Source organism: Porphyromonadaceae bacterium W3.11, assembly GCA_030434245.1.
In the GTDB taxonomy this organism is placed as follows: domain Bacteria; phylum Bacteroidota; class Bacteroidia; order Bacteroidales; family Porphyromonadaceae; genus Porphyromonas_A.
Map to the genome: position 1 here is coordinate 40,244 of JAUISX010000005.1, position 24,748 is coordinate 64,991.

Below are 24,748 nucleotides of genomic sequence, written 5' to 3' on the forward strand. Positions count from 1 at the left end.
GGTGTCATTGTGTTTTATATAGAGTAGGGTTAGTAGTATTGAGATAGGTTGATCGTATGAGGAGGGGTGATATAAATAGGGCATTGCTTGATACTTAACTACTACAGTGCTTTTGCCAATGGGGTTGGTTCGTACTTTAGTTCGCTATGTCTTGTAGAAGCTGCGAATAATGAGTATTTTTGTTTGAAAGAGGATATAAATAAACGAATACATTTTATGAAGATAAAGGATAATTCCATACAATATAAGATAGAAGAGCTTAATGAGGCAGCTCAATGGCTTTTGGAGAAAAGTAATGGAGAGCATGTTTGGCTCTTCGACGCTCCTATGGGTGCAGGTAAGACTACACTAATCAAGGAATTGTGCGATTTGCTTGGAGTAGAGGAGGTCGCTAGTAGCCCTACCTTTGCGATAGTGAATGAGTATCACAATCAGCAAGATGAGCGGCTATACCATATAGATGCATATCGCTTGGAGTCCGAAAGAGATGGAGTTAACATAGGGGTGGGAGAGTATCTCAATAGCGGAGATTATTGTTTTGTAGAGTGGCCTGGTGTCTTGGATAGGCTTTTGCCAGAAGAGGCCTTTTGTATTCGTATAGATCCTCTAGGAGATGACGAGCGTCAGATCACATTATTAGGTGCAGATGCTTCATTTATATATGATATTAGATAATACATGTCCATTCAGTTATTTATACGTATAGCCACGTTGCTCATGTTCGTCTTTCCTGGTGTGCTATCACTTTATGTTAGCATCAAGGGTAGCAATTGGTTCTTCGGTGGTCAAAGTAATCGATACTTAGTACAAAGTATGGGGCGGAAATGGGCTAGGGTGTTGTATTTTATTTTAGGGGTCTTACTCTTAGGGGCAGCTTTAATGATATGGATGGATCCCAGAGGGTTAATGGAGGAGGTATGATAATGTTTTTTTTGTAAGAGATGTGATGAATAGAGCATATAGTGATAGTGAGTATAAGTTGGAAGATCTTTATCCCGAGCGCGTTCGTTGGCATGTTCGCTCAGTATTGAACGGGCAGTATGGTTCTGTCCTTAGGGATCTTAGATCGCTGCCTATTAACTCTCCTAGCGAGATTGAGACCCTTCGGAATACTCATCAGTATTTGTGTCAGTATTATGTGAATGGGAGTGAAGATCCTCAGAGAAGAGCGATCTTGAATGATATCGGACGTAAACTGATGACCTGGATTCGTAGGAATACAGAGCATATAGAGATGGAAGAACGTCCGTATGAGAAGCGTGCTTCTACCATTCGCCCTATAGGGGAGCTGTTTGAAGAACAGATGGATGGTCTTTTGCTTGAAAAGATAGGGGAGCTGAAGGCAAGTGATATGTATAGTAGTCATTTCTTTGACACTCTGGATCTCGTATTTGACTTGATCTGGACCAAGCTAGAACTTAGCTCTGAAGAGTGCGGGTGTATTATTAATTACATTGAGGAGAGTGAAGATGAGCTCTCATCTCGTACGATCATAGCGGCTCTATTCCTTGGTGCTATGGAGTACTTCGACCTTGAAAAGCTGAAGGCTATTAAGGAGTGCCTTAGAGGAAGTCACTCAGTTGAGGTGAGAGGTACTGCCTTAGCGGCTCTTATTATAATAGGTAGGAGACATCAGGATGAATTGGTTGCACTCCATAGTGATTTTAATAGCGAGGTATTAGATCTATTTGAGCAGAATGACATCCAAACAGAGCTCCCATCTGTCCTAAAGGTGATTTTTACATCATATAAGACTACTGAGAACCATCGGATCTTCAAAGAGAAAATTTTACCTGAATTAAGTAGCATCTCTGATAAGTTGCAGCAGGTCATGGGTAATAACCTTCAGGATCGTTTGGATAAGCTACAGGAGATGGACCCCGATAAGATGGAGGAGGTAGAACGGCTGATGATGGAAAGCACTGGGGATAAGTTCTCCATCATGAGAGATCCCAATCAAGATGTGGTATATCATATGGTGACTGAATTGAAGACCTTCCCATTCTTCAATAAGGTGAGTCATTGGTTTATGCCCTATGATGCGAGATTTCCCGGGATTGATCCTGATAATGCTGAGGCTCTGGATAGGCTTGCCCCAATTTTATTCCAAGGTAGGCAGATTATCTCATCTGATATGTACTCCTATGCTTTTGTGAATGCGTGGAGCAATGTGGAGGAGACGATTATGATGCAGATGCAGGGTATGCCCGTGCCAGATGTGACTCCCTCTGAGAGAGGGATAGCGGACGTGGTGGAGGACTTTGTATTTGGAGCCTATCGTTTTTATCAGTTGTCAACCCATGCAAGAGGGATGAAGAACCCTTTTAAAAACTCCCCTTATGTCCTTGATGGTGCCTTCCTACAAAGAAAGGGGATAATTAGGGAAAATGATTTGTATGACGTTGCTAATTTATTGGTCAGATATCAGCAGTATGAGATGGCTGGCTGGACGTATGAGCGGATGGTTTGTGATTATATGACGGCATCGGCTGAGGTTTGGCGTGGGATGGCAGTTGCTAATATGATGCGTGGAAAAGATGAGAAAGCCTTAGAGCAGCTGCAGCAGGCAGTAGAGCTTGAAGGAAAGACATCTATCACGACTCGTAAGATAGCGGAGCTTTTGACCCGCTTAGGTCGTCGTGAGGATGCTGTGAAGTGGCTGGAGCAGGGTGAATCAGAGCTGCCCGAGGAAGAGGGCGTTCTCTCTTATGAAAGGGCTAAGCTACTATATCAAATGGAGCGATATGAGGATGCGTTGCAAGCTGCGTTTAAGGCAAACTTCCTTGCTGACGGAGCTTCAGAGAAGGTGGTCCTCTTTCTAACCATCATATTGCTAAAATTAAATCGGGCCGAAGAAGCTCTTCCTCTCATTGGGTCTGATGACACTATGAGTGGAGAAAAGTTGATGATGAGAGGCATTACTGAGTTAGCTGTTGGGAACAAGTCTAAAGGTATCGAGATCTTAAGAAAATGGATGAGTAGCGGTGCTATCGGTGGTGACTTAGAGGAGCGTCTGAACCTTTTGACCCCTTATGGATATGAGCCATGGGAGCAAGCTTTATTACTGGATGTGGTACTTAATCTAATTGATATACATGAAGAGGGTTGATTTATTGGTCGTGTTGCTACTATTAGCAGCATTGATGATGGGCTGTAAGAGACAGAAGAGTGCCGAGGGGCAATTGATAGAGATCGATTGGCTTCAGCCTGCTGACAGCTCTAGAGAAATGTACATCATGACTTATGGAGCTAATGATATGGTGATAGATACACTATTGGCTAATAAGAAGGGACGTATGAGGTTCTCTCGGAGAGTGGATAGAGATACGATAGATTTATTTCTCCTTAGGAGTGGTAGTGATGAACTCCTGATTCCGCTTTTCCCTCATCAGCTAGATGATATAAGTGTGAAATATGATGGGGATAGCCTGTATATGAAAGGGATTAAGTATCAAGAGCAGATTCATCGTTATTATACCCTCTTAGATAGTTGTCAGTTAGATATCTCTGAGGATATGCTTTCATTCTTACAGGAGCAGAATAGAGAACCTGTAACCCTATTATTTGTGAGAGACTTAATCCGTAGATTTCCACAAACAACATGTGTGACAGAGCTTAGTAGAATAGAAGACATGACTCTCCGAATATCAATGGATTATGCTCGAATAATAGGGGCTGAGGGATCTCTGATGGGTTATCAGCCACGTTATGAATTTCCTAATTATGTGAGGATAAGTGGTAAGGAGAGCTCTATTGATTTAAAAAAGAAAATGGATAAAAAGCCTTTAATGGCTGTCGCATTAATGGATATTAGTACTGCGGATAGCACTCATTTAGCGAGAGCTAAAAAGTATTACTCCACATTAGATAGTCTCGGGTTACCTAGTTTAAGTGTTTTACCTTTTGTTGATTCTTTACCAAAAGGATGGAGCGTAGTAGATAACGGGACATGGCGGTATTTTATGCTTGATTCTATAGGTGATGCTAGTAACTTTATAGATGCATATCATTTTTCTATGCCACCCATATATATGTTGGTCGATAGTACGATGCAGATATGGAGGCGCTGGAATACACCAGATAGCTTAGTAAACTTTATGAAGTCTTACGATGAGAGATCACGTGTAAGTAATAAGTGAGATGGGTAAGTCTGTCTATAGGTAGTTGTAAGGTAATGGAGATAGAATTTTTGAATGAATCAGATGGCGGTAGTCGTTTGGTGAAAGTGTATGGAGCCGCGGTTAATGGTATTCAAGCCATTAAAGTAACTATAGAAGCCCAAATGAGTAATGGGACTCGTTTCCTATTGGTCGGATTGCCAGATACTGCTGTGAAAGAGAGTCATCAGCGTATTCAGGCTGCGATGGCAGAAAGTGGGATGCAGTACAAACTAAAGAGATACATCATTAATATGGCTCCAGCTGACCTAAAGAAAGAAGGAGCTGCCTATGACCTACCACTTGCTATCGCATTATTGACCTTAAGTGAAGACCTGCCATGTGAAAAGCTTAGGTCAACAATGATTATGGGCGAATTGGCATTAGATGGTCAGATTCGTCCTATTCATGGTGTGCTACCTATGACCTTGACAGCTCTCAAGGAAGGCTTTGATACCATTATTGTGCCTAAAAGTAATGCTCGAGAGGCCGCGGTGGTAGAGGGAATATCGGTATTGGGAGCGGATACATTAATTAACGTGGTGGAGTATCTCAAGGGAAATGAGACCGCCTTGCAGAAATATTCATATTCGGAAGAAGAGGACGCTGTAGATACTCTATTGGATAGAGTGGATTTTGCGGAAGTCAAAGGGCAGGAGTCTGTCAAGAGAGCTATGGAAGTGGCTGCCGCTGGTATGCATAATATCATCATGATCGGTCCTCCTGGTAGCGGCAAGTCTATGATGGCTAAGAGGGTGCCAACTATTCTACCGCCTCTCTCCAAAGAAGAGGCTCTTGAAACCACTATGATACATTCTGTAGCTGGTACACTTCCTGTGGATACAGCATTGATACGACATCGTCCTTATCGTTCACCACATCATAGTACTTCACATGTGGCTCTCGTCGGGGGTGGATCATATCCTAAGCCAGGAGAGATATCTCTGGCTCATAACGGGGTGTTATTTTTAGACGAACTGCCTGAGTTTGCTAGGAATGTGCTTGAGGTCTTAAGGCAGCCGCTAGAGGATAGGATGATCACAATATCTAGGGCTAGGCAGACGGTAGAGTTCCCAGCCTCATTTATGTTGGTCGCTTCTATGAATCCCTGTCCATGTGGCTATTATAATGATCCAGATCATACTCGGTGTCAGTGTCCCTCTCATATTATTCAGAATTATCTGAATCGTGTCTCTGGACCATTGCTAGACCGAATAGACATACAGGTGGAGATTGCTCCAGTCCCATTTGAATCCCTCTCTGATAAGGCTCCAGGTGAGTCCAGTGCTGCTATTAGAGAGCGAGTCATGAAAGCCAGAGAGATACAACGCCAGAGATTTAAGGACCTGCCTGGTATTCATAGCAATTCGCAGATGACTCCCAAGTTAATGCAGGAATATGTACATGTAGGTGCTGAAGGATTAAAGCGAATCCGCTTGGCTATGGATCGCTTTAAGCTGTCCGCTCGTGCTTATGATCGAATCTTAAAAGTCTCTCGTACGATTGCTGACCTTGCTGGTAGTGAAGAGATACTCACTTCACATATCTCTGAGGCGGTAAACTATCGTAAACTTGACCGAAGCACTTGGGGAGAGCGTTCATTATAATTTAGAAGTCTATTATGAGCGATAACCAAGGGCAAATATCTTTCTGTGACGTTGGCTTTTCATTCGGAGAGAAGAAAGTTATAGAACATTTTTCAGCACTAATTCGTCGAGGAGAACATGTCAGTATAATGGGGCCTTCTGGTATTGGAAAGAGTACCTTAATGAATAGCCTTATAGGACTCTCTATTCCGATGTCAGGAGAAATTATGGTAAATGGGGTCGCAGTTATACCAGAGAATATCCAGCTGATTCGTGAAACTGTTTCATGGGTTCCCCAGAATGTTCAGTTACCGTATTCGACAGTACGTGAAATGTTAAGAGCACCATATGACTTAGCCGTCAATAGAGGTGCAAAATTCGATAGCAGTCAGTGCCTTCAATTTTTAGAGCAATTGAATTTGGAAGCGTCTATTCTAGAGAAGTCCATAACATCACTTTCAGGAGGGGAAAAGCAGCGATTGCTAATTATTTCTGCATTAATGTTAGAGCGTAAAATTCTTCTTTTAGATGAGCCTACATCGGCTTTAGATAGCCGTAATATTGTGCGATTAAGTGGACTACTAAGCTCTTTGGGGGATACAACGATTTTATCAGTGACTCATGATGAAAAATTTGCCGCTTCGATGGATCGTATTATATTGTTAGATAAGTAGTGGTTAGGTATGGTAGAAATCTCGTTTGTTCAGTTGCTTATAGGCTTATTGTTAGTCTTAGTGCCTGCTGTTATTCTTTATTATTATCAAACGGGGCTCGTAAGGGCTTTATTGGTTTCTGTAGTAAGGATGGTGTTACAGTTGTTCCTCGTTGGGGTATATTTGAAATACCTTTTTGAGTGGAATAACACTTGGGTAAATATTGCTTGGCTATTAATCATGACTTTTGTCTGTGCTTTTACCTTATTAAAGAGGGTTGATTTACCGGTCTGGCGACTATTTATTCCCATTTACTTATCTATCCTTTTTGCGCTGGTTATTATTGCAGTGTACTTCCTCAAGGGTGTCCTTCAGATAGAGTATCTATTTGAGAGTAGATATTTTATACCTATATGCGGTATTTTATTGGGGAATATCCTTTCAACCAATGTGGTTGGATTAAATGCACTGTATGACGGTTTGTTCAATGGATCCCAGTATTATCACTATCTATTGTGCAATGGTGCTAAAATAGAAGAGGCCCTTAAGCCTTTTTTCCAAAAAGCTCTTATTAAAGCATCTAATCCAACGATCGCGTCGATGGCCGTGATGGGGTTGATTTCTTTACCAGGGACACTTATAGGACAAATATTGGGAGGTAGCCCTCCCGGAGTTGCTATTCGTTATCAGATAATGATTATGGTCATAATTGCATCTAGCTCATTGATTTCGTTATTTCTCTGTATGAGATGGTCTGTGAAATCAGTTTTGAATGAGTATGGATGTGTGAAAGCTGACTTTAATAAGCGTATTAAGTAAGGTTTTTAAGACGTATATTAGTTTTAAGACTGTTTGGGTTTTGTTTTATTCTAATGAATAGTCTGATACTATTAAAATACATATATAAAGACGTTTTGCTGTGTTTTATAGCTGTCTTGTAAAATACCTTTGATTATATCAAATCTTTGTTAAGGATACTCTTTTTTGGGGGCCTGCATACCGATATTCTAGAAAAATGAGTATCTTAGTCGAGCAAAAATAAAATTTCTATTGGTTGAATATTTATTATCATACACTCTTCTTTTATGCATAATTTTATTCGATTTTATAGGATTATCAGGCAATTCTTCTTCTTATTATTTATGAATTGCTTGATTTAGTTGGATATTAAAATATTTGATGATAAAATGGTAAGAATTAAAGAAAGGGTCTTCGATCGTCTTTTTGTGATATATCAAAGAGGCTATCTGAATAGAAAAATAATTCTTTTAATGGATATACTTATAGCGATTTTCAGTGCTATAGTCTCAGAATTATTAACCAATTATTTTTTGAATCTTAGTGGAGCTATAAATTATCCAATGAGTGTAGGTATGATTATACTCATTGTTTTAAGTACGTTGTTATATAGTGCTCTTTTCAATACACATAAGCAGATTTTTCGCTTCTCGTCAATGTACATTAGTAGAGCGATTGTTTTCTTTGTGTTGGCTAATACGGCGACCATCATTTTAGCCGTGATTATTCTTACGAATGTGCTTGGTGTTCCTTTAGATTATAAAGCATTGTTGCTTTTTGGTGTTTTATTTTTGACCATTTTCTTTTTTCTGTTTGTCTTAGCACGTGCCTTCTTAATTGTAGTTGCCAGATGGATCAAGAATGGACGTGAACCTATCGAAAAACAGAAGAAAAGAGTTCTGATTTTTGATGTGAGAGATAGCAGTGTAGCGGCTGCAAAACTGCTTGAAGATAGCAATGAGTATATTGTATTAGGGTATTGTACAAAAGAAGAGGGACGTACGGATTATCAGATTGATGGTAAACCAATATATCATGTAAGAACTCTTAGTGACTTGGTGCATGTTGCTCGTCTTAGAGCATTGCAAGGGATAATTTTTCCTGCAAAGCAGGACTTTCTAAGAGAACGTGAAAGCTTCATTTTTGATTGTGAATCTATCGGATTGAGTACCTACTTGATGCCTGGAGTTAGTGAAAGTAATGCTACAAAGATTGCTTCTGAAAGTGTCCAAAAAGTACAGATTGAAGACCTCTTGATGCGTGATGAGATAGAGCATAGAAAGGAGGATGTCATAAAGATGTATAAGGACAAAGTGGTCCTCGTTACTGGAGCTGCAGGAAGTATTGGATCTGAGTTGGTTAAGCAAGTTGCAACCTTGGGCGTTAAAAAGTTGATTCTTTATGACAACGCTGAGACTCCGCTTCACAATATCAGATTATATCTTGAGAAGAATTATCCAGATTTAGACTTGGTACCTATTATTGGAGATGTGCGAATACGATCTAGACTTCGTTTTCTTTTTGAAAAGCATCGTCCTAATATTGTATTACATGCAGCAGCATACAAGCATGTTCCATTGATGGAAGAGAATCCATGTGAGAGTATCTTGGTAAACATCATAGGAACCAAGAATATAGCAGATTATTGCTTAGAGTACGGAGTGGAGAGAATGGTGATGGTCTCAACGGACAAAGCTGTTAATCCTACAAATGTTATGGGTGCATGTAAGAGAGCAGCTGAGATGTATGTTCAAAGCTTAGATAAGGCTATTGAGACTGGTCAGAGAGAGGGTAAGACAATATTTATCACAACTAGATTTGGTAATGTGTTGGGTAGCCAGGGTAGTGTAATTCATTTATTCCGTAGTCAAATAGCAGAGGGTGGTCCTGTTACGGTTACACATCCAGATATTGTTAGATTTTTCATGAGTATTCCCGAGGCGTGTAGCCTTATTTTGGAGGCGAGTTCACTAGCAAAAGAGGCTCAGATCTACGTCTTCGATATGGGTGAAGAGCATAAAATTGTTGATTTAGCTCGTAACATGATACGATTGTCTGGGTTGGAGCCAGATAAAGATATTCAAATCAAATTTACGGGGCTTCGTCCTGGTGAAAAACTCTATGAAGAGGTCTTAGCAAATGGTGAAAATACATATAAAACAGAGATCGATAAGGTGATGATTGCACATGTCCGTCCTGTTGATTATGCTGAAGTAGCTCCCATTTATAATGATCTAGAGAATTTAGCACGTCAGATTAAACTAAGAGAATCTGTTCAACTCCTTAAAGTACTTGTTCCTGAGTATAAGAGTGCCAATTCTATGTACTCTGAACTGGATAAGTAATATGTATGTACTTTAAGGGAGCTTGAATCGGGTAGTAATATCTTGTATTAATTTTCACGAGGTTTTTAATGTTGATCAATGTTATCCTTCGGAGTTCACCTTTTCTATAGTGTTTAATGAGGGTAGATGCTTATAGTAGGGGAGAGGCTGATGATTTTTGAAATACGATTAGATGTCTTTGGGATAGAGCTTAGAAATGGGTATTTTTGTGTCGTGACTTTGTTTTAGATTATTGTTAGGAAGAAATATGGAAGGTGTCCCGTTTATCGAATGGTGTTTAGAAAATCTTAATTATCTCACGATTGCTTTATTGATGATGATTGAGAGTTCTTTTATCCCATTCCCCTCAGAGATTGTTATTCCTCCTGCAGCATATATGGCCGCATCTACAGGAGAGCTTAACTTTTATCTAGTAGTCCTTTTTGGGACCCTAGGAGCGATATGTGGAGCCTTAATTAATTATGGTTTAGCCTACGCTTTAGGTCGCCCCATTGTTCATCGTTTTGCAAGAAGTAGGATAGGGGGGTTTTTGTTACTATCCGAGGACGGCTTGGTAAAAGCAGAGCAGTATTTTGTAGAGCATGGTAAGGTCTCAACTCTCATAGGGCGTTTGGTGCCTGGAATACGTCAGTTAATATCCATTCCCGCTGGATTGTCTAAGATGAAGTTAAGCACATTTATAATATTTACTGCACTAGGTGCTGGTGTATGGAATATTGTTTTGGCCGCAATTGGTTGGTATGCCGAGAGTGTGGTTCCTCGAGACGAACTGATGAGTTATGTATATCATTATAGTAAACCTATTGGCTATGCCATCTTAGGTATTGTGTCTATAGTCTTGATTTATATGACTGTTCGTGCTCTTCGCAGACCCAAAGTGAAGGTTGTTGATGATAATATTAAGTAATGTCTGCACGTAAGATTGTCATAGACTTTTGGGGCGATATAACTTGCCCGTTTTGTTATCTTGGTGAACACGCTTTACGAAGAGCTCTATCTTCATTTGAGTATCAAGATTTAGTTGAATTCAGATGGCGTAGTTGCTTGCTCCATGCAGATTGGAAGGTTGGAGAAAGTAGGACGTGGAATGAATTCAAAGACACTATTAGTGATTTTGATGTCAAGCGTACATTGGAGAAGAAAGAATCTATCTTAAAAGAATTAGCTAATAGATATAGTCTTCATTATAATTTGGCAAATGCTTTTTCTCATAATTCTGTTAATGCAGCAAGGCTGCTAAAGTTAGCTAATAGTAAAAGTAAGGCCCTTGATCTAGCATTAGCTTTTGGTGAAGGTTATTTTGAGGAAGCCATCGATATGAGCCAGTTGAGATACCTAAGAGAAAAAGCCGTGGAGGTAGGGCTAAGTAAATCAGAGGTTGATGAAGTGCTTTCTAGTGATCTATTTTTAGATGAGGTCAATAAGGATCAAGAGGATGCTCTGAAATATGCGTATAATTATGTCCCTACGATTTATTTTAATGGCTCTTTCATAAATGAAGGCCTGCTTAAAGAACAAATAATTACTGAAGCCCTTCATCAAACGATGAAAGAGATTCAATGACAACATACGAAGTAGTTATCACCTTTCTACTTATACAATGACTGAGGAATGCTACTTCTTTACAACTTTTTTGTGTAACTTTGCAAAGTTTTATTATGCCCTATGGGTTTGAAAAATAAATATACATTAGACTTTACTCATCCACCTGTAGCGACTGAGACGATTCATTACGAACTTGACAAAGCGTTTATAGATGGCATAGAGGATAGCATTTTATTAGATGCTGATGTTACCTTGGAGCTAACAATTGAGCCGCTTACTGATCAACGTTACCAATTAAATTTGGTTTACGATGGTGAGGTGGTGGTAGAATGCGATAGGTGTCTTCAGCCTTTGTCATTGCCTATGCATGTTGACGAAGGGCTTGAGTTAATCCTAGGTGACCACCTTGATGATGAGAATGATGAACAAATTATACTTGATGCACAAGATCCTGTATATGATTTCAGTTGGATTTTTTATGAGCTCCTGGCACTGCACTTACCAATCCAGCGGACGCATGATATAGAAGATTGTGATCCTGAATTTGTGAAATATCTAGTGAATGAATTACCAGAGGAGACACAGCCTGAGGATGATGACAATGTTGATCCTATTTGGCAATCTCTAAAAGACAAGATGGATAAGAATAATAATAACTAAAATATATAACAACAGAAGATTATGGCAACTCCTAAAAAACGTCAGTCAAAGACAAGAAAAAGATCTCGTCGTACTCATGATGTACTTACAGCTCCTACGCTGACACGCTGTCCAAATTGTGGTGCATGGCATGTGTATCATACTGTATGCTCAGAGTGTGGCTACTATCGCGGTCAGATCGCTATCGAGATGGATATCTAATTGATTGATAATCCTAATAAGCAAAGGGTAATGTAACCATCGGATTACATTACCCTTTGTTTTTTTATTTGGGGGTAGTGTCCCCAAAAGTGTGTACGGCAGAATGCGTCTCTGAAAAGCAAACCTACATATTTTTTCGCTTTGTTTTCCATAAACATTAAAGATAGACCAATAAAGAATTAAGGCAAGGCTGTCGTAGCACCGCGGAGACACCGCCTTGCCGTATTCTTTTAGGTTGATATCTTTGTGTTGGAAAATAAAGCACATTGTTGTTATTTACTTTTCATTGTTCTTCCTAAGTCCAAGAGTTAGATCTCCTATTCTTTTCTTCAGATAGTTTGCATTGATTGCAATACTACCTATCAAGTGTAGAGCGGATTCTACGCTAGGTAATGCACATTTATATCGAGCCCCTTTCTTTACCTGTCTATTGAAGCGTTCTATCCAGTTAGTACTATGAATGTACTTGCGAACACTGACGTCGTATTTTAGGTATGTGAAGTAATACTCTATCCTCTGACCGTTAGCTATTTTTGTGAGAAAAGGATAGCTCTTACGCCATCTGAACGCAAAGTTTTTAAAGCTCTCTAGGCCATCTAAAGGTGAGCTTCTTGAGCCGTCTTTACTAAAGACCTCCTGTAGATCACTTGCGATGGCTGACTTATCTCGAGGGCGTATCTTTCGAGTTATTTCTCGCTGTAGATGCACCGTGCAGAGCTGGACTTCCACTTCTGTAAAGTGCTCACGTGCAACCTCTTCAATGTTATTCAACCCGTCTGAAATGATTAGTCCTACCTCTTCGAGTCCTCGGCTTTTTAGATCCTCAAAAAACTCGCCCCAGATGCCGCTTCCCTCTGTTGGATTATTATAGACACCCACGATGTCTCGACGTCCTTCGCTATCTAAACTCATCACTACAAAAAATGCCTCCTTGCTCACACTTTCTCCTCTCCGTACAGGAAGATATGTAGCATCGATAACAAGTGCCTCTAAAGTCCTCGGTAGACGTCTTTGACGCCACTCTTCTACTGCTTCTTGGGTCGATAAGGAGAGACGATTGATTTGACTCGTACTATAACGTTTACCATACAAACGCTCGAATACTCCAGAGATATCCTCCATCGTATTACCGCAGCTATATAGATAACCTGCTAGTTCTCCCATCTCTTTCTCTTGATCTTTGAGAACGCCTAAAATCAAGGGCATGAAGCCCTGCTGTCGAGTTCGGGGTACTCGTAATTCTAGCATATTACCACTCGCAAAGATGCGACGGGAGCGGTATCCATTGCTCACATCGCCACTATCTTCTTTATACAGTTCCCTCTCCCCTTGCATCGCTATTTCGATGATTAACTCCATTAAACGGCCAACTCCATTTGGCTCTGTCATCAAGTTTGATAGAATTTCCTTAAATTGCATTTGTGTAAGTCTCATCTTCTTGTTTATCTTTTGTTTTTAACTTTTCAAAGATAACATTCTTGGGACTTACACACTTTTTGGGGACAGTATCTATTTGGGTTTAAGTTACAACTTACTGCAAGCCTATTTTACCCATTCCTGATATGATAGAGAGGATGGAGTATGGTAAGGGGCTTGATGAAGTTTTAGTTTAGTCCAGTTTCAATACTTCCTGGTATAGTCTCTTGTATATGGGTTGATCTGTATCAATTCCTAAAAGGAAAGGAAGGGCCTTACCTTCTTTCAATAACTTACGGATGATGGTACTAGAAATCTCAAACATTGGAGCATCCTCCAGTATCTCAACCTTTTGAGACTGAGCTAGCTTTATGGCTTCGAGTGGATGATGAGGTCTTGGATATACAAGTATATCAATCTCCTCTAAAAGTTCTGCTGACCGATGCCACTTTTCAAAGTCTTGAAGGCTATCAGATCCTATGAGCAGTGTGAATTTGTGTTTGGGATACTTCTCCTTAAGATGCCGTATGGTATTGTAAGTGTAGTGAGGCTCAGGAAGATCTAGCTCCTCTAGTGAAAGCTTAACCTTGTGGTAGTCTTTAATGATTTCCCTAATCCATTCAGCTCTAAAGCTATCGCTTAGCATTGGCTCGCCTTGCTTAAAGGGACTGCGGGGTGTGAGCATAAACCATAATTCATCGAAGCGATCACTCTTTTCTTCTATGATAAAGTTAGCCAGTCCTATATGCCCCACATGAAGAGGATTAAACGAACCCGGGTATAATAGTACTCTTTTTTCGCCCCGTATAAATCTTGTTAGTATGTTGCTACCTTGTTGGCAAGCCGCCTCGAGATCATCATTGACTACAATAAAGTCGTAGAATGGAGCATAGCTAAGCTCCTCTTTCGCTCGTTGAAGTCTCTGCTCAATCTTTTCAGGAGCATCTGTCCCTCTTGATTCCAATCTTTTTCTTAGCTCATCAATGCTAGGGGGTTGAATGAAAATCGTGATGGCATCATCACCATAGATTTCTTTTATCCTCATAGCCCCCTTGACATCAATGTCTAGAATGACATTTTCACCCCGCTCCAAGTTCTTGTCAACTTCACTTTTGAGTGTGCCGTAGAAATGACCTTTATAGACCTCCTCAAATTCAAGGAACTCACCTTTCTCAATCTTTCTTCGGAAATCATCTTCTGAAAGGAAATAGTAATGGATACCATCTTTCTCCTTCCCACGAGGTGCTCGCGAAGTAGCAGAGATAGAAAATTTCCCTTTGAGTCCGTATTCAGAGAGCAGTTTGTCTATAATTGTGCTTTTGCCTGATCCACTTGGTGCCGAAAAGATTATTAGTTTTCCCTTCACGATAACTGGTGTTAGAGTGTTACTGATTTAGAGCACGTTAAGTACCTGCTCTTTGATCTGCTCAAGCTCATCTTTCATCTTCACTACGATTTTTTGAAGAGTAGCGTGATTACTTTTAGAACCTAGAGTATTAATTTCCCTACCAATCTCCTGAGCTATAAAACCAAGTTTTCGCCCTTGTCCGACCTCGTCTTGCTCTAAAGTATTGAGGAAGTATTCGAGGTGATTGCTAAGTCTATTCTTCTCCTCGTTCACATCAAGTTTCTCAATATAATAGATCATCTCTTGTTCTAAGCGAGAGTGATCGTAGTCGATATCTATGTATTTCTTGAGTCCATCCTCAAGACGCTCGCGAATTTCGGTGATACGTTCTTTTTCGTAAGGGTCAACGGTTGCCAGCAACTCTTGGATGCTAGTAATATTTTTAACGAACCCTTGATAAAGCGATTCACCCTCTTGGTTACGAAATTCATTGAGCTGCTGGCAGGCTTCCTTTATCGCATTAAGCGTGATTGATTCCAACTCCTTAGCTTGTTCAGGGTTTTCCTCGACATCATACTGCATCACGCCAGGAAGCGAAAGAATGGTGCGCATAGGATCCTTAGGGAGCGGAACACCGCTAACATTGCTGAATTCCTGAAACTTATCCCAGTACTTCTTGGCTAAGTCCGCATTGAGGTTGATGTTAGGCTCCTCATTAAGCTGCTCTAGATTGATGAAGACATCTATCTTTCCTCTCTGTAATTCCTCTGTGATAAGTTTGCGCACGGGCATCTCTAGGTGTCTGATATCACTAGGGAAGCGTAGGTTGATATCCGCCTGTTTGCTATTGACGGATCTCAACTCTACAGTAATCTTTTTATTTCTTGATTTCGCTTCAGCTTTGCCGAAACCAGTCATTGAATGTATCATATGCTCTTATAGATTCTTTCCGTGACAGTTCTTGAATTTCTTTCCACTACCACATGGGCATGGGTCGTTACGTCCAATCTTTTCCTCTGCGATGTAAGGTTGTTGCTTCTCCTTCGTTTGGCTCGCAGCCTGACCAGCCTCGTAGCGTGCTTGTGCGGCTGCTTCGTAATCATCTTTTTGCTCACGATAGCGGCGTTGTTTTCTAGCACGAGGGTCTTCCCTGTGTTCACGGACCTGAACCTTTCTCTCCTCATCTTCTTGAGGTGCGATGTTAATATGACCACGCATGATAATTTCAGAAGCCTTTTGGTTCATATCAACGACCATTTGGCGGAATAACTCATACGCTTCCATTTTGAAGATAACAAGAGGGTCCTTATTTTCATACGAAGCAGTTCGTACCGCATTCTGTAATTCATCCATAGCCAGAAGATGTCGTTCCCAAGCATCATCAATGGTATAGAGTAGGATAGTCTTATGAAAAGCCGTAACTACGCTTTTAGAGCCACTCTCTACTGCTTCCTTAAGATCTGTAGCTATGTTATAAGCAAGCTTTCCATCACTGATAGGGATGTAAATTTTCTGAACCTTATCACCATGTTCTTCGTAAAATGCCTTCAGTACAGGTTGAGCTACTTCAGCAATCCTATCAGATCGTCTTTCCAGGGTGTCCAATACAGCATCCATTACCTTATCTATGGCACTCTCTGGATTCAAGCGTTTATACTCATCTTCTGTAATGGTAAGCTCTGTAGCAAAGGCGGTGAATACATCCTGCTTAAATTCATCAAATGAGATGCTTGGAACGCCCTGACAAATGTTCTCAGCTGTTTGGGTTAGTGTGTTGAGGACGTCGAGTCCTACACGTTCACCCATGAGAGCATGATTGCGTCGGGTGTAAATTACATTACGTTGTGCATTCTTGACATCATCATAATCCAGAAGGTGTTTACGGACGCCATAGTTATTCTCTTCTACTTTCTTTTGGGCATTCTCTATCTGTTTAGTTAGAGCTTTATTCTCTAGCATATCATCATCTTCGAAGCCCATATTGGATAGCCATCTGGAGATTCTATCCGAAGCAAATAGCCTCATTAGGCGGTCTTCAAATGATACGAAGAAGACGGATGATCCTGGGTCTCCTTGACGACCAGCACGACCTCTCAACTGTCTGTCCACTCTTCGAGACTCATGCCGTTCAGTACCAATGATAGCCAGTCCACCTGCGGCTCTAACCTCCTCAGTAAGCTTGATGTCGGTACCACGACCAGCCATGTTGGTTGCAATCGTTACGGTGCCTTTCTTACCTGCTTCTGCTACAATTTCAGCTTCTTTCTGGTGTAACTTAGCATTCAGCACGTTGTGAGGGATTTTTCGTAGGTCTAGCATCTTGCTGAGCAGTTCCGAGATCTCTACTGAGGTGGTACCCACTAGCACAGGTCGACCTTTATTTACCATCTCCTCAATCTCATTGATGATGGCAGCATATTTCCCTTTTGCTGTTTTATAGATACGGTCATTCTCATCAATACGAGCAATCGGTTTGTTGGTCGGAATAACGACCACATCCAGCTCATAAATGTCCCAAAATTCTTTTGCTTCAGTTTCGGCTGTACCTGTCATCCCTGATAACTTGTGGTACATCCTAAAGTAGTTCTGAAGCGTAATAGTAGCTTTAGTCTGAGAGGCAGCTTCTACCTTTACCCTCTCCTTCGCTTCAATAGCTTGATGCAGACCATCAGAGTATCTACGGCCATCCATGATACGTCCAGTTTGCTCATCTACGATCATTACCTTATTATCCATAACGACGTACTGATCGTCCTTTTCGAATAGCGTATAAGCTTTGAGCAGCTGTTGGATGGTGTGTACACGCTCACTCTTGATGGAGTATGTTGTTAGTAGCTCATCTTTTTTCTCCGCTTTTTGAGCATCGGTAAGGTCTTGATTCTCTAGGTCGGAAAGCTGAGTTGCAATGTCTGGAAGAACAAAGAATTTAGGGTCATCACTGTTACCAGTCAAGAGGTCTATACCCTTATCTGTTAGCTCTATCTGATTGTTCTTTTCCTCGATAACGAAGTATAGGTCATCTGTTACGATGTACATATTCTTCATGTTATCTTGCATGTATAGAGCTTCTGTATCAAGTAACTTAGCTTTGATGCCCTCTTCGCTTAGGAACTTAATCAGAGGTTTACTCTTAGGGAGTCCCTTAAAGCTTCTGTATAGGAGTAGGAAGCCCTCCTCCTGTTGTTTTTTGTCTTCGCTCTTAATAAGTTTTTTAGCATCTGCCAATAGTCTAGAGCAGAGGTTTTTCTGTGCATTGACAACCGTCTCCACATTCCCACGGAATTCCTCAAACATTAGGTCTCCTTTGGACTCAACAGGACCCGATATAATCAATGGTGTACGAGCATCATCAATCAAAACGGAGTCCACCTCATCCACAATGGCGTAGTTGTGCTTCCTCTGAACTAAATCCTCAGGGCTACGAGCCATATTATCTCTTAGGTAGTCAAAGCCAAATTCATTATTGGTGCCGAAGGTAATGTCACAGTTATATGCTCTCTTTCTTGCTTCTGAATTAGGCTCGTGCTTGTCAATACAGTCCACGCTTAACCCATGGAACATATATAATGGTCCCATCCACTCCGCATCACGCTTAGAGAGGTAATCATTCACGGTAACAACGTGTACACCATTACCTGTGAGGGCATTAAGGAACACCGGTAATGTAGCTACTAAGGTCTTACCTTCACCAGTTGCCATCTCAGCTATTTTTCCTTCGTGTAGGACTACCCCACCAAAGAGCTGGACATCATAGTGAACCATGTTCCACTTAGTGACATTACCACCAGCTTTCCATTCATTTACATATATGGCTTTATCACCCTCGATACGTACAAAGTCATGATTGATAGCAAGATCTTTGTCAAAATCATTAGCAGTGACTACGATCTCTTCATTCTCGGAAAAGCGCTTTGCGGTCTCTTTGACGATGGAGAAAGCATCGGGTAGAAGCTCATCAAGCTTTTTCTCAAGTTTGTCAAGGATTTCATCCTCCAGTTTATCTACCTTAGCCCATACTTCTTCTCTTCCCGCTAGATGAAGATCGTCAACACCTACCTTTAGCTGTTTTATTTCATCTCTTTCAGGTTTTACGAAGTCTTGTAGCTCCTGACGCATTTCAGCTGTTCTTGCTCTCAGCTCATCATTAGAGAGTTTAGAAATGGTTTGATACGCCTCATGGATTTTCGACACATAGGGTGAAATCTCCTTGAGGTCACGCTGTGATTTATTTCCAAATATTTTGGATAGAAAATTATTTATTCCCATTATATATTATTGTTATTCTATTTATATCTACTTAATTGACTCTATTACTCTAAGACTAGTTAGGGAGTCGGAGGCCGTATCTTTAGGACTTTAGATACCTTCTTACTGACCTCTCTTAGATCAATAGGGGTGTGTATCTTTTCTGCTTTTATATCTGGATGAACCATTACGAAGATGGTCGGGGTCGCAGTCATTTTATACTTTTGGATACCCTCGCTCTTACTGAGATCCTCAATGACCCATCCTGGTAGTAATTCATAAATGACATCAGCCCTATTATTGTGCAATGCTTTGTTCAAAGCTGATTGCCAGTACCTATTTTCTGAGTTGCCAATAGCTTCGGAGCGTAACCGATGTTCCTCAATAGCGTATTGTATGCCGCTAAAGTCTATGAGGAAGTTACTCACTGCAGTTTGGATCTGCTCAAGAGTTACAGGACTGTAATTTTTTATAACTTCATGGTTTAGAAAGACCTCTCCATTTGGTGTGATCTCATCAATAAATCCTTGATGCCCATACTTGGCATTAAGGTACATATTCATTAACGCCTTGCACCTAGATGGTCTGAATATTCTTTGCTCCTTGATAATAGGAGTACGTTCAATCGCAGTTGCATTTCCTGTAAGGGCTATTAGGGTATTAGATCTCCCTACGCTCTTATCAATGATGCGTAGTAAGTTTGCAATTGCTCTATCAAGTCGGTAGTACGAGTCTATCACTTCTGGAGAGATGTCTGACTCCGCATTATCGCCTGCACTAACTGTGAAGTGAATGGTCAGTAAGTCGGTAACCTGGTCATTACCCAGTAACGAGTAATTCAGTAGTCGATTGGCAACCTCTACTACATCATCATTAACTAGACCACTTTCTTTGTATTTGATTATATCTTTATTGGATCTTTCAAATGTATGGCTGAATGACTTTGTAGCTCCATTCGGAAGGATGTCGGAATATTTTTTCTGAAATTCGTTAGCGTAAAGAGCCTGCCATGTTATCCCTTTATTAAGCTTACTGACTACACCCTCTGAATTGCTATTAAGCTGTTCGATGTATTTAGGAAAGCCTCCTTTATAGTATGTGGAACTAGCCCATCGTCCTGTAGAACTATCTATCCAGAAGGCACCATCAGCTAGCTGACCTCCAGCTATTATGGCTTCTTCAGCCGATGGAGCTATTGAATATACAATGCTAATACCCGCACTATTTTGTTTTAATTGGTCCGAAATACTCGGGGCCGACAGTGCTAATGGAGATAATCTGTCTGAAGTAGCATATCCTGTGTGGGATTTATCCTCCAGTGCAGAGGTGGCAGTTATGCGTCGTCCATCACTAAGTTTGATCAGTGGTTGGCGAGCTGTTATTCCATTTGCTAGGGCTGTGGTACCAGTCTGAAGGATAGCTTCAGATGCGGTAGCATCGGCTGATAGAAGTGGATTTAACACCTCTGTGTATAACCTACCTGACTCTATTAGCTGCTTGATCCCATCATTATTGGGCATCTGCTTAGATAGCTCTATCAGTAGATCGCTCCTAAGCTCCTCAACGCTAATCATCACAAATAACTTGGGTGATTGTGCGTTAAGTATCCCTACTTGACATAGAGCCAATAGTGAAACTAATCCAGTCAGTAATCTATTCATTCGTTTTTTCTAAATATCTCTGCTCTTATCACTTTCTTTAGCTTTTTATTTTCTAAGAAGTGCAATAATTGATCCACGGCCATTATCATTGCTAAAAATGGCACCCCAATCGGTAATACCTGCTTATATCCCAATCCTAGGTATATAATAATTGCCACAAAGTTACTAAAATAGAGCCAATTATTTGTCTTATTATACTTCTCTTTTCCCATCGTTATTAGTAACAAAATATACAACGGGTGTAATAACAACATATTGGCATTCGGAAACGTGTGAGGATGTTGTGAAAAGAGTGCGAGAAACCAGACAATAATACCTAATATAGAGATAGATACATATAATATTCTTCTTAATATATTCAGAGGTAAAGCCTTGCCCTTGAAGTATTTAACGAGATATAGTCCGAAATAGATCAATCCAATAACAATGGAAGTCCAGAGAGGAAAGTTGAAGTTTGCCCACCAACCACTGCCAATCTCCTTTGTCTGTTCTAACCATACTCTCTTATTAGTTACTAATTTTTGTCCATCTTTTACACGATATGCGTGGTCAAATTCTTGCAGTAAAAGTTCTGGCAGAAATGCCGCATCTTTTAGACTCATTCGTTCGTCGCTTTTCCAGCCCAAGCAACAGTCGGCACCAGTGGTGTACCAAGATGCTGTATAACTCTTATTTCTTATAGCCTCTCTGAATGTAGGCATGTTTTCTAATTTGATTCTGTAATCCAGCCCTCCTGTGAACTTCTCGATTAAGTCTCTTGGACGAGTAGCACAGTTATCAAAGTAAAAGTTATACATATAGTCCCGATTTTCAGGGAGCACATTCCACTCTAGCATCTCTAGGAGTTGCTTCGCTTCGTCTGGAAGTAAGAGTAAATCTTGTTCTATGACGCTTCGCCCTTGAAGATGGTATTCGTAAAGGAAATCCTCAAATGTGGTGGTGCCTACAGAATACATGGGCTTACCCAATATGAAGTTAAGGATAAAGTTCTTTTGCTCCAGGGAGAAGTATCCGTAATTATATACTAGATCCGTATCTCTGTATTGTACCCTTAGAGCCGTATGTCCGTATAAGTAAAAGACATAATCATCTGTTGGACCACAGGTAAGTAAACTAATAATAGGAGTGTCATCTGAAGTGTTCTTCGTTTCTTGCTCCATTGCAGAGCAGATGACAAAGCTCCCAAATAATAACAATGATAGTAGTAGGATACGTCTTTTCATGGCTTTAATCAATCCCAATTTGGTATATCTTCAGTTTTTAGGTTCCTATTCTTGATGGATAACTCTTTAGGGTAGAGGTTATTGGTGCGATTGCCCAAATGCTTAACTATACCCAGAGGTAGTTCTTTGTACGTGACAAGGTATATCCCTTTGTCCAAATCTTCGTCTAACTTGATGTTTTCTCTCTTTAGATATTGAATGGCACTTTCGTTGTCTAGTTCATACCGAGGGTAGGGGAGATGTTCGTTTAATGAACCGCTATGAACCCAGTTGGTATCAGGAATGAAGTCTTTTCCCTTGAGCTGTCCTAATTGGACACCTCCCGCCAAGATTTTTATTTTCTTAAGTTGTGCTAGCTGTTCCTGCCCTGCTGGAGAGAGATAGTACCAAGAGTCGTTGTGATTGTACAGTGCATCTTGCTTATCAGTGAAGACCTCGTTCAGAAGCGAGGGGAGTCCCTTTTTAGCTTTCTCCTTTTTTGTTGTGATGCTTGTATTGCCCCCTCCTTTCTTTCTAATTGCAAAGATGGTCAGCCCTTCACTCTCTGTATGCTGGGGCGTGAAGCGATAGACTCCTGCTCTGTGAGATTGGACACCCCATTTCTGATTTAGAGAAAGCGGTAGTATCTCTATCTCTCCGAGTCCTGAGATGTAGTCCAGCTGATCTTCATTTTCCTTCTTGTTGTAGGTGCAAGTACTGTAGATGAGTACGCCATCTTTTTCTAACATCTCCCATGCTGCATTGAGTATCTCTTTCTGTCTCGTCACACAGAGCTCTACATTCTGAGGGCTCCAGCCAGTTAGTGCCTGAGGTTCTTTTCTGAACATACCTTCCCCACTACATGGGGCATCCACTAGGATGAAGTCAAAGAGCAAACCTGTCTCGGCGATCTTGTTAGGGTATGCTGAGGTAATAATGGTTTCGTCCATGCCCCAACGAGCAAAGTTTTCACTGAGGATTCTTGCCCTAGTTGCGTCAGGCTCATTGGAAATTAGTGTGCAACTATCTGGTAGATAGCTTCTCAGCAAGGTGCTCTTCCCCCCAGGTGCTGCACATAAGTCTAGGGCACGTGCGGGGTGGATTTTGTGTTGTTCAAAATATTGTGAGAGAATCATCGAAGCTGGCTCCTGAACATAATATCCTCCAGCATGCCAGATTGGATCTGCACCAAATGTAGCCTCTATGTCTGTGAAAAAGCCCCTGTCACACCATGGTACAGGACGCAAATTAGGGGCAAAATTCTTTTGCGGATGTGTCCTTAGAGCACTAGAAAGAGGCTTTGTTAGAGCCTCCTCTAGCAAAGCCAATTCTGTGGGTCCAAATTCTTCTTGGTAGCTTTTTCTAAAAGCGTTAGGTAAACTAATTTTTTTTGCTTCGGCTGGCATCAGAATTTGTACTCAAAACCTAGACTAAATAGCTGATTGTACTGCAGAAGGTTTTTAAACGTTTTGGGTTCGTCTATGATAACACTGTCGTCATAGCGTAGGTCAACTGCCAATCGGGTACTGAAGAAGCGATTGAAGGTGAATGTAAGAGCATTCTCGAACTCTACCTCCACATGTTTGAAGGATGTATTATAGTACATTCTTGATCGCCAGTTCAATCGGTCATTTATATCCCAATCAAGGTTGAGGTGAATGGTGGAGCCTAGACGAAATCTAAAGTTCTCGTTTTCTTCCAGACCAATCCTTCCCTTGTCAATAAGGTCACTATAGGTATAAACTATAGATGCTGAGATTGGAGCGACGTTGGCTGTGAACTTAAGCTTCTGGAATGGGTCACCGTTCATATTCTTAAGGTCCAGCTCATATTTCATACCAAGTCCAGCTGATAAGTGAATAGGGGCAAATGTGAGAGTCGTCAGATTACCTTCATTGTCTTTATTCTTCATTAGTTGGCTCCTCAGCTGTGCGTCAAGAGTATAAAACCACCTTTCATAGGCTTTGATACCGTAGTTGGAGTTTATTCTAAATATATCTTCTGAGATCTTAAGCCCCACTTTTTTATCTGTGTAGTCAACATTATTGGCAAATAACCCAATTTTGTATTCCAATTCATTGACCCAGTTGATTTTGTCTTTTTTGTAGGTTAGGTTATAATACACTCGGCTATTGAAGTTCAGACTATTGTATCCACCTTTATGCCAGTTTTTGGAAACACTACTTTGAGAGAGATGTAGGCTTCCTTGGAAGGCTTGTATCCAATATTTTCTATCGATGGTTTCACCTAGGCTAGGTGCTTTTTTTACTGGTATTTCAGGGGCATTTCTCTGAGCTAATTCGCCAGTATATTGTACGTCAATTTGCTCTAGCTTTACTCGGTCAGGGAATTGATCAGATGATCTCCTAACTAACCTTGGATTAGTCACCATTACGCTCTCTCTAGCTTTGTTAGCAATGGTGGCAAAGGCTATAACTTTTGATACTTTATTATTTGCTAGTCGGTCAGTTTCGTACTGAGCCATCTTTTCGCTGATAGATTCCTTTCTAAGCGGACTTTGTATCTCTATTTCTTTCTGAATCTTCTCTTTGGGAAATTTGATGCTGGAGAGATTACTTAAATCAAACGCTATAGGTGCAAATAAGGAGGCAGAAAATGTAGTATCCCTATTGGTATAGTAATTGGGGATGGGAAGCATAGGGCGTCCTATGATGCGTTTTGCTTCAGGACTCAGATTGTTACTCAATGAGTCTGTTAATAAGATTTTCGTGGAGATCTCAGGGGTTACACCGAAGGAATGCCCACTAGCATTATCTTGGGCTTGTGCTGAGCCCATAGGAAGTATAAATAGTAACGTTGCCGCAAGAGGCAAATACATTTTTTCGAGTCGCATAATATTTATTAAATTCTTTAAACCTCAGATTTGAGTATATGTCAGTAGCAAATATACTAAGCATTGAAGAGTTGGCA

General features: G+C 40.7%; 20 protein-coding genes and 1 pseudogene. 12 read left to right on the forward strand and 9 right to left on the reverse strand.

The features are described 5' to 3' along the window. Nucleotides 1-216 precede the first annotated feature (216 nt). From tsaE to rpmF, 12 genes are all read left to right on the forward strand, one after another. Complete coding sequence (gene tsaE, locus QYZ87_08590; GenBank protein ID MDN4754574.1) at nt 217-675, forward strand: tRNA (adenosine(37)-N6)-threonylcarbamoyltransferase complex ATPase subunit type 1 TsaE; 459 nt, start codon at nt 217-219, stop codon at nt 673-675. A gap of 3 nt (nt 676-678) precedes the next feature. Beyond that, entirely contained in the window at nt 679-921 is a 243-nt protein-coding gene (locus QYZ87_08595) for an Imm17 family immunity protein (GenBank protein MDN4754575.1), read from the forward strand. 25 nt (nt 922-946) lie between these two features. Beyond that, on the forward strand, nt 947-3,109 hold the full coding sequence (locus QYZ87_08600; GenBank protein MDN4754576.1) for a tetratricopeptide repeat protein: 2,163 nt from the start codon (nt 947-949) through the stop codon (nt 3,107-3,109). Continuing rightward, nucleotides 3,096-4,139 (forward strand): hypothetical protein, encoded by a 1,044-nt coding sequence (locus QYZ87_08605; GenBank protein MDN4754577.1) that lies wholly within the window; start codon nt 3,096-3,098, stop codon nt 4,137-4,139. The genes QYZ87_08600 and QYZ87_08605 overlap by 14 nt, the downstream gene beginning before the upstream one ends. Before the next feature lie 35 nt (nt 4,140-4,174). Next, on the forward strand, nt 4,175-5,764 hold the full coding sequence (locus tag QYZ87_08610; GenBank protein MDN4754578.1) for a YifB family Mg chelatase-like AAA ATPase: 1,590 nt from the start codon (nt 4,175-4,177) through the stop codon (nt 5,762-5,764). Between the two features lie 14 nt (nt 5,765-5,778). After that, nucleotides 5,779-6,417 (forward strand): ABC transporter ATP-binding protein, encoded by a 639-nt coding sequence (locus QYZ87_08615; GenBank protein MDN4754579.1) that lies wholly within the window; start codon nt 5,779-5,781, stop codon nt 6,415-6,417. A 9-nt stretch (nt 6,418-6,426) separates the two neighbouring features. Continuing rightward, entirely contained in the window at nt 6,427-7,215 is a 789-nt protein-coding gene (locus QYZ87_08620; protein ID MDN4754580.1) for an ABC transporter permease, read from the forward strand. A gap of 452 nt (nt 7,216-7,667) precedes the next feature. Next, the gene (locus tag QYZ87_08625) at nt 7,668-9,539 is read left to right on the forward strand and encodes a nucleoside-diphosphate sugar epimerase/dehydratase (GenBank protein MDN4754581.1); all 1,872 of its coding nucleotides are present in this window, start codon (nt 7,668-7,670) and stop codon (nt 9,537-9,539) included. A 247-nt stretch (nt 9,540-9,786) separates the two neighbouring features. Continuing rightward, complete coding sequence (locus QYZ87_08630) at nt 9,787-10,446, forward strand: DedA family protein (protein MDN4754582.1); 660 nt, start codon at nt 9,787-9,789, stop codon at nt 10,444-10,446. After that, nucleotides 10,446-11,102 (forward strand): DsbA family protein, encoded by a 657-nt coding sequence (locus tag QYZ87_08635; GenBank protein MDN4754583.1) that lies wholly within the window; start codon nt 10,446-10,448, stop codon nt 11,100-11,102. Before QYZ87_08630 ends, QYZ87_08635 begins: the two co-directional genes overlap by 1 nt. 102 nt (nt 11,103-11,204) lie before the next feature. Beyond that, nucleotides 11,205-11,744, forward strand: a complete 540-nt coding sequence (locus tag QYZ87_08640; protein MDN4754584.1) for a DUF177 domain-containing protein — start codon at nt 11,205-11,207, stop codon at nt 11,742-11,744. A 21-nt stretch (nt 11,745-11,765) separates the two neighbouring features. Continuing rightward, the gene (gene rpmF / locus QYZ87_08645) at nt 11,766-11,945 is read left to right on the forward strand and encodes a 50S ribosomal protein L32 (GenBank protein ID MDN4754585.1); all 180 of its coding nucleotides are present in this window, start codon (nt 11,766-11,768) and stop codon (nt 11,943-11,945) included. A 276-nt stretch (nt 11,946-12,221) separates the two neighbouring features. Here the strand turns inward: rpmF and QYZ87_08650 are convergent, their stop codons facing one another. The 9 genes and pseudogenes from QYZ87_08650 to QYZ87_08690 all read right to left on the reverse strand — a co-directional run bounded on the left by QYZ87_08650 (nt 12,222) and on the right by QYZ87_08690 (nt 24,671). After that, on the reverse strand, nt 12,222-13,364 hold the full coding sequence (locus tag QYZ87_08650; protein MDN4754586.1) for an IS256 family transposase: 1,143 nt from the start codon (nt 13,362-13,364) through the stop codon (nt 12,222-12,224). Nucleotides 13,365-13,554: 190 nt separating this feature from the next. Then, nucleotides 13,555-14,184: a nicotinate (nicotinamide) nucleotide adenylyltransferase gene (gene nadD / locus QYZ87_08655; protein ID MDN4754587.1), complete on the reverse strand. Its 630-nt coding sequence runs from the start codon at nt 14,182-14,184 to the stop codon at nt 13,555-13,557. Next, nucleotides 14,167-14,727: pseudogene (gene gmk / locus QYZ87_08660) on the reverse strand (guanylate kinase). Before gmk ends, nadD begins: the two are co-directional and overlap by 18 nt. A gap of 27 nt (nt 14,728-14,754) precedes the next feature. Next, nucleotides 14,755-15,639, reverse strand: coding sequence for a YicC/YloC family endoribonuclease (locus QYZ87_08665; protein MDN4754588.1), 885 nt, complete (start codon nt 15,637-15,639; stop codon nt 14,755-14,757). A 6-nt stretch (nt 15,640-15,645) separates the two neighbouring features. After that, nucleotides 15,646-18,975, reverse strand: coding sequence for a preprotein translocase subunit SecA (gene secA, locus QYZ87_08670; GenBank protein ID MDN4754589.1), 3,330 nt, complete (start codon nt 18,973-18,975; stop codon nt 15,646-15,648). 59 nt (nt 18,976-19,034) lie between these two features. Then, complete coding sequence (locus QYZ87_08675; protein ID MDN4754590.1) at nt 19,035-20,615, reverse strand: alkaline phosphatase family protein; 1,581 nt, start codon at nt 20,613-20,615, stop codon at nt 19,035-19,037. Beyond that, the gene (locus QYZ87_08680; GenBank protein ID MDN4754591.1) at nt 20,612-21,856 is read right to left on the reverse strand and encodes a DUF4105 domain-containing protein; all 1,245 of its coding nucleotides are present in this window, start codon (nt 21,854-21,856) and stop codon (nt 20,612-20,614) included. Before QYZ87_08680 ends, QYZ87_08675 begins: the two co-directional genes overlap by 4 nt. Then, nucleotides 21,847-23,223, reverse strand: coding sequence for a hypothetical protein (locus QYZ87_08685; protein ID MDN4754592.1), 1,377 nt, complete (start codon nt 23,221-23,223; stop codon nt 21,847-21,849). Before QYZ87_08685 ends, QYZ87_08680 begins: the two co-directional genes overlap by 10 nt. Then, the gene (locus tag QYZ87_08690; protein MDN4754593.1) at nt 23,223-24,671 is read right to left on the reverse strand and encodes a DUF3078 domain-containing protein; all 1,449 of its coding nucleotides are present in this window, start codon (nt 24,669-24,671) and stop codon (nt 23,223-23,225) included. Before QYZ87_08690 ends, QYZ87_08685 begins: the two co-directional genes overlap by 1 nt. Nucleotides 24,672-24,748 lie beyond the last annotated feature (77 nt).

What these genes read in the sequence shown, in the direction of transcription:
- QYZ87_08595 (MDN4754575.1), top strand. Translation starts at nt 679, where the DNA reads ATGTCCATTCAGTTATTTATACGTATAGCCACGTTGCTCATGTTCGTC.
- QYZ87_08605 (MDN4754577.1), top strand. Translation starts at nt 3,096, where the DNA reads ATGAAGAGGGTTGATTTATTGGTCGTGTTGCTACTATTAGCAGCATTG.
- QYZ87_08625 (MDN4754581.1), top strand. Translation starts at nt 7,668, where the DNA reads ATGGATATACTTATAGCGATTTTCAGTGCTATAGTCTCAGAATTATTA.
- QYZ87_08630 (MDN4754582.1), top strand. Translation starts at nt 9,787, where the DNA reads ATGGAAGGTGTCCCGTTTATCGAATGGTGTTTAGAAAATCTTAATTAT.
- QYZ87_08620 (MDN4754580.1), top strand. Translation starts at nt 6,427, where the DNA reads ATGGTAGAAATCTCGTTTGTTCAGTTGCTTATAGGCTTATTGTTAGTC.
- QYZ87_08665 (MDN4754588.1), bottom strand. Translation starts at nt 15,639, where the DNA reads ATGATACATTCAATGACTGGTTTCGGCAAAGCTGAAGCGAAATCAAGA.
- QYZ87_08690 (MDN4754593.1), bottom strand. Translation starts at nt 24,671, where the DNA reads ATGCGACTCGAAAAAATGTATTTGCCTCTTGCGGCAACGTTACTATTT.
- secA (MDN4754589.1), bottom strand. Translation starts at nt 18,975, where the DNA reads ATGGGAATAAATAATTTTCTATCCAAAATATTTGGAAATAAATCACAG.
- QYZ87_08635 (MDN4754583.1), top strand. Translation starts at nt 10,446, where the DNA reads ATGTCTGCACGTAAGATTGTCATAGACTTTTGGGGCGATATAACTTGC.
- QYZ87_08640 (MDN4754584.1), top strand. Translation starts at nt 11,205, where the DNA reads ATGGGTTTGAAAAATAAATATACATTAGACTTTACTCATCCACCTGTA.
- QYZ87_08610 (MDN4754578.1), top strand. Translation starts at nt 4,175, where the DNA reads ATGGAGATAGAATTTTTGAATGAATCAGATGGCGGTAGTCGTTTGGTG.
- tsaE (MDN4754574.1), top strand. Translation starts at nt 217, where the DNA reads ATGAAGATAAAGGATAATTCCATACAATATAAGATAGAAGAGCTTAAT.
- rpmF (MDN4754585.1), top strand. Translation starts at nt 11,766, where the DNA reads ATGGCAACTCCTAAAAAACGTCAGTCAAAGACAAGAAAAAGATCTCGT.
- QYZ87_08615 (MDN4754579.1), top strand. Translation starts at nt 5,779, where the DNA reads ATGAGCGATAACCAAGGGCAAATATCTTTCTGTGACGTTGGCTTTTCA.
- QYZ87_08685 (MDN4754592.1), bottom strand. Translation starts at nt 23,223, where the DNA reads ATGCCAGCCGAAGCAAAAAAAATTAGTTTACCTAACGCTTTTAGAAAA.
- QYZ87_08675 (MDN4754590.1), bottom strand. Translation starts at nt 20,615, where the DNA reads ATGAATAGATTACTGACTGGATTAGTTTCACTATTGGCTCTATGTCAA.
- QYZ87_08600 (MDN4754576.1), top strand. Translation starts at nt 947, where the DNA reads ATGAATAGAGCATATAGTGATAGTGAGTATAAGTTGGAAGATCTTTAT.
- QYZ87_08650 (MDN4754586.1), bottom strand. Translation starts at nt 13,364, where the DNA reads ATGCAATTTAAGGAAATTCTATCAAACTTGATGACAGAGCCAAATGGA.